The sequence below is a fragment of the Croceicoccus marinus genome (genome assembly GCF_001661675.2).
In the GTDB taxonomy this organism is placed as follows: domain Bacteria; phylum Pseudomonadota; class Alphaproteobacteria; order Sphingomonadales; family Sphingomonadaceae; genus Croceicoccus; species Croceicoccus marinus.
The window spans coordinates 1389686-1402387 of sequence record NZ_CP019602.1; the positions used below are offsets into that span (position 1 = coordinate 1389686).

The 12702-nt window shown below is 60.1% G+C and carries 10 protein-coding genes; 4 read left to right on the forward strand and 6 right to left on the reverse strand.

Features of this window, described 5'->3' with window-relative positions:
- Positions 1-21: 21 nt before the first annotated feature.
- The 6 genes from A9D14_RS06630 to A9D14_RS06655 all read right to left on the reverse strand — a co-directional run bounded on the left by A9D14_RS06630 (position 22) and on the right by A9D14_RS06655 (position 5565).
- Positions 22-603, reverse strand: a complete 582-nt coding sequence (locus A9D14_RS06630) for a TerD family protein (protein WP_066844276.1) — start codon at positions 601-603, stop codon at positions 22-24.
- A 132-nt stretch (positions 604-735) separates the two neighbouring features.
- Positions 736-1314 (reverse strand): TerD family protein, encoded by a 579-nt coding sequence (locus tag A9D14_RS06635; protein WP_066844279.1) that lies wholly within the window; start codon positions 1312-1314, stop codon positions 736-738.
- 85 nt (positions 1315-1399) lie between these two features.
- Entirely contained in the window at positions 1400-2509 is a 1110-nt protein-coding gene (locus A9D14_RS06640; protein WP_083987734.1) for a TerD family protein, read from the reverse strand.
- A gap of 58 nt (positions 2510-2567) precedes the next feature.
- On the reverse strand, positions 2568-3671 hold the full coding sequence (locus tag A9D14_RS06645; protein ID WP_066848489.1) for a DUF475 domain-containing protein: 1104 nt from the start codon (positions 3669-3671) through the stop codon (positions 2568-2570).
- A 59-nt stretch (positions 3672-3730) separates the two neighbouring features.
- Entirely contained in the window at positions 3731-4915 is a 1185-nt protein-coding gene (locus A9D14_RS06650) for a TerD family protein (RefSeq protein WP_066844285.1), read from the reverse strand.
- Between the two features lie 68 nt (positions 4916-4983).
- Positions 4984-5565, reverse strand: a complete 582-nt coding sequence (locus A9D14_RS06655) for a TerD family protein (protein WP_066844289.1) — start codon at positions 5563-5565, stop codon at positions 4984-4986.
- Between the two features lie 1069 nt (positions 5566-6634).
- Here A9D14_RS06655 and A9D14_RS06665 point away from each other — a divergent pair.
- The 4 genes from A9D14_RS06665 (at position 6635) to A9D14_RS06680 (ending at position 12689) form a co-directional block, all read left to right on the forward strand.
- Positions 6635-7552 (forward strand): site-specific integrase, encoded by a 918-nt coding sequence (locus A9D14_RS06665; RefSeq protein WP_066844297.1) that lies wholly within the window; start codon positions 6635-6637, stop codon positions 7550-7552.
- 4 nt (positions 7553-7556) lie between these two features.
- A complete protein-coding gene (locus A9D14_RS06670) occupies positions 7557-8750 on the forward strand; it encodes an IS91 family transposase (RefSeq protein ID WP_066844300.1) in 1194 nt (397 codons plus the stop codon).
- A 621-nt stretch (positions 8751-9371) separates the two neighbouring features.
- Positions 9372-10235, forward strand: coding sequence for a hypothetical protein (locus A9D14_RS06675; RefSeq protein ID WP_157668165.1), 864 nt, complete (start codon positions 9372-9374; stop codon positions 10233-10235).
- Positions 10236-12689, forward strand: a complete 2454-nt coding sequence (locus A9D14_RS06680; protein WP_066844306.1) for a tetratricopeptide repeat protein — start codon at positions 10236-10238, stop codon at positions 12687-12689.
- Positions 12690-12702 lie beyond the last annotated feature (13 nt).

The following is a 12702-nucleotide window of genomic DNA, read 5'->3' on the forward strand; positions in this document are numbered from 1 at the left end:
ATGGCCGCCGCGCAGGAATGTTCAGCCGATATTGACGCCCATGGAGGAAGCAAGGCCGTCCAGGCCGGATTCCCAGCCCTCGCCGATTGCCTTGACCTTGATGTCGCTCTGCGCGCCGCGGTAGAGCTCGACGAAGATCATCGCAGCATTGGTGCTGCTGTCTTCCGACAGGTCGAAACGCGCGAGTTCCTTGCCGTCGGCATTATTGGTGACACGGGCATAAGCGTTCGAGACGGAGCCAAAGTTCTGGCCGCGCTTCTGGCCTTCGTGGATCGTGACTGCGATCACGACCTTCTTGGCGTCTGCGGTGAGTTTGGCGAAATCGATCGAAATGGTTTCGTCATCGCCATCGCCCTCACCCGTGCGATTGTCACCGCCGTAGATCACGGCGCCGTCGGGCGAAGTAGCGTTGTTGTAGAAGACGAAATTGGCATCCGAGAGGACCTTTTCGTCCTGCCCGACGATGAAAGCGGAAGCATCGAGGTCGAAGTCCTGACCATCGGTCTTGCGAACGTCCCAGCCGAGGCCGACGGTTACGGCGGAAAGGCCCGGTGCTTCCTTGGAGAGCGAGACATTGCCGCCCTTTTGAAGTGATACAGCCATGTGTGGTTCCCTCAATAATGAAATGTGTGAACGAGTATTGGAGTGGGTTCTAATCCCTGCAGAACGAAGGCGCCCGCCCCAGGTTTAGCTGGTTGAGCGAGCGCCCCCGCGCCAACTTATGGGATCAGATCGTCAACCGACGCTAACGCCATAATTCGTAGCAAGCGGACCAAGCCCACCTTTGAATCCCTGACCCACTGCGCGGAACTTCCAGTCGCCGCCATGGCGGTATACTTCGCCCAGGATCATCGCAGTTTCGGTCGATGCGTCTTCCGACAGGTCGTAGCGAACGACTTCCTTGCCGGTGTTTTCGTCGACGAGACGGATGAAAGCGTTCGAGACCTGGCCGAACGATTGGTTGTTGGTCTCGCCTTCGTGGATCGTGACAACGATCGCGACCTTGTCGACGTCGGCCGGGACCTTCGAAAGCGTGATCTGGATCTGCTCGTCGTCGCCCTCGCCCTCACCGGTACGGTTGTCGCCCTGGTGAATGACGGCGCCATCGGAGCAGTTCTTGTTGTTGTAGAAGCAGAAGTCGCTGTCGCCGCGGACCTTGCCGCTCGAGGCGAGCAGGAATGCCGATGCGTCGAGGTCGAAGTCCTTGCCGTCGGTGGCGCGCACGTCCCAGCCGAGGCCGACCATGATCCGGTCGAGACCGGGTGCTTCCTTCGACAGCGATACGTTGCCACCCTTGGAAAGCGAAATTGCCATGTGATTTGTCCTTTCTGACATGTTGGCGGAGTGAAGAATTGACGGGCCTGCCGACCGCCGGCGGTGACCCTGTTCGAAAAAACTGTTACTTGAACTCGATCTCACCCTTGGAGACGTCCCAGCTGCCATCCGAATGGAGGCGCGGGGCGCGTTCGGCGGCCGCCGGGTGAAGAAAGCCATTCTTGCCGTAGGTCTCGATGTGTTCGATTTGCACGTCCTGCGTGCAATCGAGATGCGAGATGGCGACCCAGTATGAAGAGGCGCTGGGGTTCTCGAGCGGGATGGTGACTTCGTTGCCTGCGGTATCGGTAAGCGTCATCTGCGGGCGATAGCTCTTGAATGAACCTACTCCGTTGCCGACCGCGCTATAAGCCGCGAACAAGGCATAACGCAGAGCATCGGGCCTCTCGATGACGATGGCTTCTTCGCCGGCCCGCAGCGCGTCGCCGGAATGGCGGATGAAGGGTGCCTTTTCCGCGCTACCGAGGTCCTTGTAATAGACCTTCCCGCTCGTTCCGTCGTTCATCACGTAGAAGCAATAGAAGTCGAGATCGCCGTCTCCGTCACTGCGGCCTTCCCATGAGAGCAAGGCGCGGATGCTGCCCTGCCCCTTCTTGAGGCTGACCTTTTCCGATTTGGAAAGGGTGACCTTCTTGATCGATACTGGTGCTGAAGGAGGGGCGGCCGGGGGTGGCGCTTCGTTGGCGATCTCGACGCCGAAATGCGTTGAAATCGCGGCGAGCCCGCCATCAAAACCCTGCCCGACAGCGCGTAGTTTCCACTGATCGCCTCGCTTGTAGATCTCGCCAAGGATGAGGGCCTGCTCGCTCATGGACGAAAGGTCGATCTCGAAAGAGAGCGTCCCCATTCGCAAAGTTATGCGCTCCGCATCTGCGAGGCGGGCAGAGGACGCATTCGCAGTATCGACGACGGCGCAGATGGCGATCCGCTCGATGGCATTGGTGAAGCCCTCAAGGGACAGCGAGAAGGATGCTTCTTTGGCCGAGGAAGCGAAGGAGACGCCCGGGACCTTTGTCTGGCCCCAGAAGACCATGCCTTCGTCACCCAGAACCTTGCCGGTCTGGTCGAGTAGATAGGCCGATACGTCGATGGCGCCGCCAATCGGCTCACTGTTCCATGTGACGGCTAAATTCGTGCCGTCGATTGGCGCATTTGCGCCTTTCTGCATTTGCATACCTGGTAATTCTCGTTTGGGGACGGGCGAAGCCGGAACTTCGCCCGTGCTTGGTCAGTCAGACTGTGTGAGCGCTCTGGACGACTTCACCGGTGGGCAGGATGGCTTCGGCCTCACCCTCTTCCTCGTATTCGTGGGGAAAGAGTTTCTGGTGACGGACGGACGCCCAGAAGGCCAAGCCGATCAGGACGGCTCCGATCAGCCCGGTGACCACCTCGGGCGTGTGGACGCGGATGCTCAGCAGCATGATGAAGGCAAGCGCGATGATGGCATAGAAAGCGCCCGGCTCGAGATAGCGATATTCGGCGAGATGCCCGCCGCGCACGAGCGCGATAGTCATCGAACGCACGAACATGGCGCCAATGCCGAGGCCAAGCGCGATGATCAGGATGTCGTTCGTGATCGCGAACGCGCCGATGACGCCGTCGAACGAGAACGAGGCATCGAGGAACTCGAGGTAGATGAAGCCGCCGGCGCCCGAGCGAACGATTTTGCCGGTCGCATCTTCTTCACCGCCCAGCAGATCGCCGATTTTCTCGACGACGAAGAAGGTGGCAACGCCCGAGAGGCCCGCGATGAGGAAGGTCTGCCTTTCCGCGCCCTCGACGAGGAGCGAGAGGCCGCCGACGAGAGCAGCAGTCGCGATATAGGGGGAAAACGGGATCTTGGCGAACTTGGAGAGCGGGCCTTCGATGAAGCCCAGCCAGTGATGTTCGCGGTCGTCGTCGAAGAAGAAGGTCAGTCCCACGAGCAGGAGGAATGCCCCGCCGAAACCGGAGATCCCAACGTGCGCACCGGTGACGATTTCCTCGTAGCGGGTCTTGTCGCTGATCGCGATCGAGAGCGCATCCCACGGGGAAACCCATGCGGCAATCGCGACGATCGCAAGCGGGAAGACGATGCGCATGCCGAAGACGGCGATGGCGATGCCCCAGGTAAGGAAGCGCTGCTGCCATTTCTCGTCCATGTCCTTGAGGACCGAGGCGTTGACGACAGCATTGTCGAGGCTGAGGGAAGTTTCCATGACGCCAAGGATGGCTGCGATGAAGACGACGGATGCAACGACGCCCCAGGCGCCGTCGCTTTCGGTGTAGCCGACCACGCCGGCGAGGATGAGGCAGATAATCGTGAAGATTATCGAGCCATAGAAATTCTTGAGCATTGGCTTGTCCATCATGAGGATGGGCACAGGGTTTGAGGCTGTGCCCATCGGGCTGGAAATCAGTCCTTCGTTCCGGCGGCCCACCGCAGGAAAATTCCGATGTCATCGGCAAAGGGTTTCTGGTTGGCGTAATATTTCATGTGCCGGGTGACCTTCATCTGGCCGCCCACGTTGTCGATCAACGCGATGCCGCACAGCCGCTGGTTGTTGTGCCCCTCGTTCATTCGAACTTCGACCTCGGGCTGGCCCGGGATGTTCATGCGCACGACGCCGTCGGTCTGTTGCCAGTTGGGAGCGCCATCGTAGATGAGCGCGAAGACCCCGATCCGTTTCATGCGGTCGAAAAATTTGCCGTTGATGCGAATGGTTTCACCCGCGGCGACTGCACCTGTGCGGTCATCACCCGAGAGCTCGATCCACGGTTCAGCATTGTAGCTGCCGAATGCCCTGCCCAGCGCCTGGATGACGCCCTTGTAGCCATCCTGCATCTCGAACATGACGCCAAGATCGAGGTCGACGTTCTTGCTGCCGCCGAAGAAGCCGCGCTTGGTCCCGGCGTTCCAGTTCAGGTTGAGAACGATTTCGCCAAAACTTCCGTCCTTCTTGGTCAGGCTGACGGTCGGATTCGATTTCTCGAGGGTAATCTTGCTGAGACTCACCGGCTTTGACGGCGGCGGCGGAGGAGGAGGCGGAGGAGGCGGAGGCGGAGGAGGAGGAGGAACAGGCGCCGGCGCTGGCGCCGGCGCGTCTGCGACTTCCCCTCCGAAATGTGTGATTAGGGCAGCAAGGCCCCCGGCAAATCCAGCCGCGATCGTGCCGACTTTCCAGCCACTCGAATGCCGGTATAATTCCAGCATCATGACGGCCTTCTCGTCGCTCAGCGAACTGGCGACATCGAAGCTGGCCTTGTTCCCGTCGATCGTAACGACGAGAGGACGGGCTTGGGAGATCGGGCGCGTGTCATGGGTCGCTGTAAAAACGATTCGATCGATCGAGGCCGGAAGGGCCGCAAGGTCGAGATTGAAAACGGCCGTATCCGAGTTGGGAATCAGCTCGATTGCGCCTTCCGGCGACTTCGTATTCGAAAACAGGATGACGTAGCGGTCATCGCCGATCTTCTTGGATGCATCGAGGCCAAACGCCGCAATGTCCACGCCGTCGAGGCCGAAATCGACCTTGACGGTACAGCGCGTCGCAATGCCGAGATCGGCCAGACTACGCTTCTCGCCCTTCTGCAGCTGCATCAGGTACTCCACTTTTCTAGGGGATGATGGGTTTGGATGCGCCGCGTTTTGGCGGCGCATCCAAACGGTTAGATGAGGTGCGCGGCTGGGCCGGCCAGCTCGTGGACGGTACGGCCACCAGCGCGCTCGCCAAGCGCCTTGAAGGTCCATTCGCCGCCCGCCCGGGAGAGGCTGGCAAGGATGATGCCGGTATGAGGGCCGCTGTCGGAGATGTCGAAGCGAGCGAGTTCGCGGCCCGTGCGGTTGTCGACGACGCGTCCGAATGCGTTCTCGACTTTGTCGAAAGTTTGCCCGCGGAAGCTGTTGACGGTCAGGACGATGGTCTCGACGGTTGCAGGCAGGCGCTGGAGGTCAATGACGATAGACTCGTCATCTCCATCGCCCTCACCTGTGAGATTGTCACCGCTGTGACGGACCGAGCCGTCTTTGCTTTTGAGCTGGCCAAACCAGACAGCGTCGATGGTCTGACGGTTACCATCGAATAGGATTGCAGAAGCATCGAGATCGATATCGCCGCCGCTCGTGAAGGCCGCAAAGAATCCCTTCTTCTTGGCAACGTCCCAACCGACGCCCAGCGTGATTGCTGTGAGGCCACCATTGGATTCTTTGGTGAGACTTACGGACTGTTTCTTTGCAAGCGAAATGGTCATGCATACCCCTTTTGTTGCGACGAGCGAATGCTCCTCGATTTCGAATTTCTGTCGATTCTAGTTGGAAATCGGCCGCCCCCCTGAGCGGTATGATTTATTACCGAGCGTTAACTACTCTCACAATTTGCCCCCCAGCTTCGTGCAGGGTTATAAAGCAAAATGTTTAAGGTTCTCTTGTTTGGTGGGCAATCAGAACAAGGATAAAAAACACTGTTATAATTTGATTTATACCCTGAACGAGTTGGGCTGATCGGCGTCTAATGGTCAGTCAAAAGCGGCGCCGAAATCCGGATTGGAAGGCAAGGTCCGCTTGATCTTTGCTTTTGCGCTCGTCCAACTCTGGGGAGACACGCAAGAGCGCGAGAACCATGTCGGGTGCTCGATGGTGCTGACGAATGCGAGCGCAGATAGTGCACCGATGCCCGAACGCTCATCAGCAGCCGGCAGGTCGGGTCTGCCTTGACGCGCCGCTGAATAGCGACGTCGAACCCGGTGATCTGCTCACGCTTATGCCTCTAGGAAACCAGCAGAGGATACATGATCGAGGCAACTCAGGGCGAAACTTGCATGGCGCGCTCAACGCGCCGGTCGAACCGCATGCCTTGCTCACTCCCCGGCAAGGTGCCGAATGTCTTCAAGACGCCGCGTATCATGTTGGCGAGCCGCGTTCGCATGCCGATCAGCTGAGCTTTGGCGCCGAGAAGCGATCGCGCCTGATTAGCTTCGAGCGACTTAACGAGCACCGGCCTATACCCGAGGTCAACACAAAGGTATTGGCCGCGTGACGACCCTAGCGGCAGGTTTCGGCTCGAAAGCAGGCATCAGCGGGGCCAAGTGCCGAATGTCAGCTAGGCGCCCGGTTTCGGTCTTTAGGCCGCGCGTCCCTATTCGCCAAAAGCAGACATTGGCCGCGCTGCGAGCCTAGCGGCCGGTTTCGGCCCGGAGCACGAACCGCTGCGCGGAGGGGTTCTGGTGGCGCGGTTGAGCTAGGACGGCAGGCGCCGCACCTGGATTGAGCAAGTCCCGGCGCGGGCAGAGCATTCGGCTCCTTCAACCAAGGAGTCGAACCATGAACGAGCTTGTCCCCGTTGCGCCCGCCGCACCCGTCAGCCCGCTGCGCCAGCGTCTGATCGACGATATGAACATGCGGCACTTCAGCCGCGAGACGCAGCGCAACTACATCCGCGATGTCGGGCGCTTCGCCACCTTCCTCGGGCGCCCTCCGGATACGGCAACGGGAGAGGACCTGCGCCGCTTTCAGATCGAGCAGCGAGAAGGTGGCATGCCGGTGCCGACCATGAACAGCATCGTCGCGGCGCTTCGGTTCTTCTTCACGCATACGCTCGACCGGCCGGATCTCGCGCGCCGGCTCGTGCGCATGAAGCAGATCCGCAAGCTGCCGGTGGTGCTGAGCCGCGACGAGGTCGCGCGGCTGCTGGGGGCGACCACCTGCCTCAAGCATCAGGCCGCCCTGTCGGTGGCCTATAGCGCTGGGCTGCGCGTGGGCGAGGTTTCGATGCTCAAGGTGCGCGACGTGGACAGCGAACGCATGCTGCTGCGGGTCGAGCGCGGCAAGGGCGGCCAGTACCGCAATGCCATGCTGCCGGCGGACCTGCTCACGCTGTTGCGCCACTGGTGGAAGCTGGGCTGCGAACAGGGCGTGATGCACCGCGATGGCTGGCTCTTCCCCGGCCAGCATGCGCTGAAGCCGATCTCGACCAAGCAGATCCACCGCGTCGTGGCCGAAGCCGCGCAGGCCGCCGGGATCGCCAAGCGCGTCAGCCCGCACACGCTGCGCCACAGCTTCGCCACGCACCTGCTGGAGGACGGCGTCGATATCCGGGTCATCCAGGCGCTGCTCGGCCATGCCAAGCTGGAGAACACCGCCTTCTACACCAAGGTGGCGACCCGCACGGTGCGAGCGGTGACCAGTCCGCTCGACAAGCTTGGCATGTTCATGCCCTCAGAGGCGGCGCCTCCCGGCTGAGCCGGTGCGGACCTCGCTCGAGGTCGCCGACATCTTCCGCGCAGCCGGCCCTGCATACCGAGCAGCGCATGCCGGGCACCTGAGCCTGCATCAGTTGAAGGTCATGTCGGCGATCGAACACTGTCGTACGGCTGCGCTCGGCGGCCACGTCGAAGCCTGCACCGACTGCGGCCACTGGCGGATCGCCTACAACAGCTGTCGCAACCGGCATTGTCCGAAGTGCCAGGGCGCCGCCGCGCGCACGTGGCTGGAAGCGCGGGAGGCCGACCTCTTGCCGGTCGGCTACTTCCACGTCGTGTTCACCCTGCCGGCCGAGATCGCCGCCATCGCCTTCCACAACAAGGCCCTGCTCTACGATCTGCTGTTCAAGGCGGCAGCCGAGACCATGCTGACCATCGCCGGCGATCCCAAGCATCTGGGCGCCCGGATCGGCATAACCGCCGTTCTCCACACATGGGGATCGGCCCTGACCCACCATCCGCACGTGCACATGATCGTGCCGGGCGGCGGTATCGCGCCAGATGGCAGCCGATGGATATCGTCGCGCCCCGCCTTCCTGCTGCCGGTGCGGGTGCTTGGCGCGCTGTTCCGGCGGCTGTTCCTGACAAGGCTGCTCCAGCTCCACGATGCCGGCAGGCTCGCCTTCTTCGGCAGCCTGGCACATCTCGCCGATCGCCGTGCCTTCCTGCGGCACCTCTCACCGGTCCGGAAGAAGCGTTGGGTGGTCTACGCCAAGCCGCCCTTCGCCGGGCCCGAGGCGGTGCTCGCCTATCTGTCGCGCTACACCCACCGGGTGGCGATCTCGAACAGCCGTCTCCTCGCCTTCGACCAGCGCGGCGTCACCTTCCGCTACAAGGACTATCGCCGCAGCGGAGCTGACCGGCAGCAGGTCATGACGCTCTCCGCCGAGGAGTTCATCCGCCGCTTCCTACTCCATGTGCTGCCGACCGGCTTCCACCGCATCCGCCATTATGGTCTGCTCGCCGGCGGAACCCGCAAGGCCAGCCTGGCGCTTGCCCGCAGGCTGCTGGCGGTTGCTCCGCCACCTCAAGACAATGCGCCTGAGGAGCTGCTGGACACCCGACCGCCGTGCCCCTGCTGCGGTGGGCACATGGTCGTGATCGAGACCTTCGCACGCTGGCAGCAGCCCCGCGCGCCACCGGCCGCATCATCGCCCAACCGGAAGATCACGCCATGATCCGGCATGGCTCGCCTCCAGCACGTCGCGCAGCCACTGCGCTTCCGGCGATGTCACCGTTCGTGCGATCGCTGCCGGCAGCCGCCCTGATGACGGCATCGGCCAGCGGCCGCAGCCAGGATCTACCTCGCTCGGCGGCCATGATCCGGCCAGCCACCGTGCATCCCGGTGCTTTGGCTACTCGCCCTCGGATCAGCCGAAACCCGAAAACCCCATAGCTCATCGCGTGCGGCCCGCAGTTCGTGCTTCGGGGACTTCCGTACGCCTCCGGCGCCCGGAACCCTTCACGTCTGTTGACTGTCCGGTTTGGAGCGCAGAATGTGAGAAAGCAGCCGCTCGATCGCATCAAAAATATTGTCAGAAGCTGCCAATTTTGCTGTCTTTTGTAGACTCGCTAAGGACCGCTCGGAGCAACCGTAAGTTCAGGCCTTACGAACCCCTCAAATTGGGCCGCGAAGGAACCGACAGCTTCCGATCTACAGAAGCGAAATCTTCGGGTCTGAGGAAATCGCCTGTTGCGAGTCCGACGGCTTGAAGAAATGACGAGGGAGCGGAGAAATTTCTATGAATGGGGGCGATTACTTGTGTGCTTTCATGACCGTGTGGGAGAGGCGGTAGGGTATGGCGAAAGTAAAAGCGGCGCCTAAATGTAAAGAGTGCGATACCGAAATTCCTTATGCTGTACGCAACTGCGTCGGCTGCGGCCGGGACGTTGGTTGCCCAAATGTAAGAGCCGCCGACACCAAGGATGAAATTGAGGCACTGCAAGAACGTGTCCGCTACGCACAGCTCGCGGCCAAGCAACGCGGCTGCGCGAATGAACTAGAGGCCTTTGGGACCGCAAGCTCAGACTCCAGTGCGGTCACCACTCTAAAAATTTCGTCGCTAGATAGCATGGTTTCGCAGAGCCTGGGAATGGTGTCTTATTACAAGATGGTGCGTGCTGGGATTCGCAATCCAGAAGACAATGAGTTCGACGCCAATCGCGGTCGAATCGACGGCACGGTCAACCCTCACGGCGTACATGAAGAGATCCAATATGCCGTTCTGTCACTCGATGGCCAGGGCGTGTCCTGGTATGGCGATTACTCGGTCACACTTAAGGAAAATATGGTGGAGGACCGTGCCAGCGTGTTTGAGGAAAATCCGTTCCGCTTCTGCGACAAGTATCCCATTTCGCCAACCGGATCGGTTCCTCACGGCTTCCGAGCTAGTTGGGCGCGTCGCGCCGAGCTTGCTATGGCAAAGCTCCATCCACGCATCCAAGCCGGAATGACAGATGTCGACTTCCCGCCGATATTGGTCGAGCAAGGAGTAAAGTCGGCCGATAGTGACTTTATAGAAGTTCACATATATGGCGTGCTACATGCACGTGCGATCGAAAGGGTCATCGCCCCCAAGATCGTCAGCAGGCCGGATCGAGCAATCTGGAAACGCACGAAGGCTAGGCTATTGGAACTAGGTGCAGTGGTCGATGAGGTTTAGGTGCAGTTCATAGCCTCTGGTCAAGCCGGGACATTCGCTGTTCGTACCGCCACCGGCTTCCTAGTCGAGCGCGTAGACATCGGCGCGGCACACGAGGCAAGCGCGCGCGATATCAGCTATTATTTCAGCAACTGCAACGATCTTACCGTTGGCCAAGTCCGGTCGATCGCCGAAGCGCGTGATACCGCGAAGATAAGTTGGTCGGTTGACCGTGCCGTCCGGCTGTTCGTCATACTCATCGACCCGTGCGAGCCACCCAGCGAGCTGGTCGAGGTCGGAGAAGCGCTTGAAGAGCTGCTCGAGGTCCGCGGTGTCGTTGAGCGCGTCGAAGCGCAATTGTTCGCTGCTCCTTTGCCCGAACCATTCGATGTCGAGGCGTGCCGTAAAGCGATCGCCAAGTCGTCCGCAGCACTTGCATTGCTGGATCGTTTCTTGAACCTGCAACCCATGATCGCAGAGGTTCGCGATGCTTTCGAGGCGATCGATGAGAACGCGTTCGATGCGCCGCGTCATCGAAATTACGTTCGGGAGTTGGCGATCGACCGAGGTGGATTCAGAGACCTGGTGATCGCGCTCCACCACGGCGAGTCAATCGACAAGGCACTGTTTGGCCTGTTCGCCAAGCTTCGGGGCGTCGACAACGGCCGCGCCATCGTCCAGCTCTGGACCGAGTCTTTCAAGCGTGTTCGGCACCAACTCGTTGCGGTCGCTGAGCCTGACCAGCAAACTGAGAGCTGGCGCGACACATCCGCATTGGGCGGGCGGCAGGCGTTCGAGCGCGCAATCCAACAGCAGAATGCAGTTGTCAAACAGATCAAAGCTGGCGATTTTGAAACAGCGCGACGGTATGCGCGTGATCTTGTCGCCGATCAGCGTAAGACCAGCCGCGACGAGCACATCGCCAAATCACTCACCAATCTAAGCCAGAAGGCAAAGGAATTGGAAGTGCTGGAGCTCGCCCTGGAATGGGTGCGCGAAGCCCTTGAATTCAAAGGAGACGACGGGCAGGCCCATGGTCAGCTGGGGGACCTGCTGATGCGCATCGGCCATTTTTCTGAAGCGCATCGAAGCCTCGATCTCGCCGAATCTTTTGGCGAAGCGAGTTTTGCCGCGTCCGGCCGAGCTAGAATGCTGCGCTATCAAGGCCAGTTTGAAGAAGCACTGCATGCTTATCGCGTAGCGCTAGAGCACTTCGAGGCCGAACCCGAGCGCAAGCAATTCAACCTCGCCGGTATCGCCGAATGTTTGCGGGACCTGGAGCGCTTCGACGAAGCGCTAGCCGCATATGATATTGGTATCGCGCAATGTCCGTATGCTGCAGCGCTGCACTCCGGACGGGCCGCGACATTGGTCGAAATGGGACGGTTCGAGGAAGCCTACGAAGGCTATAAAGCGGCATCTAATCTGGATGATTCAAATGTCGTACCGCGCAATGGTCTGGCGACCTTGTATCGACGCGTTGGTGATTTCAAGCGGGCGGAGCAGATCTATCGTAATCTCCTCGAAGATTATCCTTTCGATCCACACACGCGTGGTGGCTTAATCGCAACATTGCGCGACCTCGGCCGATTTGAGGAAGCAGTCGAGGAAGCAAAAGCTTTTGTCCACCAGCTCCCCGGCTCTCCCGATGCTGTTTGGTCGCTTTTGGACGCGTTGATCGATGCTCGCCGGTTTGACGAGGCAGAGGCGGCGCTGAAGACAGCGAATGACGACTTCCGCTATGTCGCTGGTCTACGCATCGGGATGGCCCGCATTGAAAAAGCTAAGGGACGTTACGCAAGCGCGCTAGCGCTGTACGATGACGCGGCGCGCGACTTTCCTTCCCATCCTCACATTCAGCTCGGGCGCGCAGACATGTTACGAAGGCTGGGCCAGGTCGATGAGGCCCTAAGCATCTATCAGAGTGCATTCGATCGTCATCCCCAGCGGTTAATTCTGAAAAACGCAATCGCCAGCATCTATATTCATCAATTCCGCTATGCAGAGGCTCTGCCTCTTCTCGTCATAGACGATCCAAGGACCGCAGATGAGTGGCGTAACTTTGCGTTGCGCGGAATGCTTGATAGCGCCGCCAATTATCTGGATGACGCCCGCGAGCGGTTTGAATGGGCGATTGAACATTGCCCGTTTCGTCGCGAGCAGAACATGCTTCGCGCGGCGCTCAGCCGGGTATTGTTGATGATTGGTCGCACTGAAGCCGCCGTTAAAGCCTCGCAGCCTTGCGATGATCCCGTGGCCGAGTTGCTCAAGTTCCACGCCACTGCAGTGCTTTCCGACAAAGGACCGGCACGAGCGTTATATGAGCATCTCCAACGCAGCCTGCTGCCTGAGCCCTATCATGAGTTGCGTGACGAAATTGCGAGCCAATTCAACGTCGTCGATCTCGTATCATATCGAAATCACACTTGGTTGCTTAAACGTGAGCAGGACATATTGTTGCTAGAGGCGGCTTGATTGAGCGCAGGTG

What these genes read in the sequence shown, in the direction of transcription:
- A9D14_RS06645 (WP_066848489.1), bottom strand. Translation starts at nt 3,671, where the DNA reads ATGCTCAAGAATTTCTATGGCTCGATAATCTTCACGATTATCTGCCTC.
- A9D14_RS06640 (WP_083987734.1), bottom strand. Translation starts at nt 2,509, where the DNA reads ATGCAAATGCAGAAAGGCGCAAATGCGCCAATCGACGGCACGAATTTA.
- A9D14_RS06630 (WP_066844276.1), bottom strand. Translation starts at nt 603, where the DNA reads ATGGCTGTATCACTTCAAAAGGGCGGCAATGTCTCGCTCTCCAAGGAA.
- A9D14_RS06665 (WP_066844297.1), top strand. Translation starts at nt 6,635, where the DNA reads ATGAACGAGCTTGTCCCCGTTGCGCCCGCCGCACCCGTCAGCCCGCTG.
- A9D14_RS06655 (WP_066844289.1), bottom strand. Translation starts at nt 5,565, where the DNA reads ATGACCATTTCGCTTGCAAAGAAACAGTCCGTAAGTCTCACCAAAGAA.
- A9D14_RS06675 (WP_157668165.1), top strand. Translation starts at nt 9,372, where the DNA reads ATGGCGAAAGTAAAAGCGGCGCCTAAATGTAAAGAGTGCGATACCGAA.
- A9D14_RS06635 (WP_066844279.1), bottom strand. Translation starts at nt 1,314, where the DNA reads ATGGCAATTTCGCTTTCCAAGGGTGGCAACGTATCGCTGTCGAAGGAA.
- A9D14_RS06650 (WP_066844285.1), bottom strand. Translation starts at nt 4,915, where the DNA reads ATGCAGCTGCAGAAGGGCGAGAAGCGTAGTCTGGCCGATCTCGGCATT.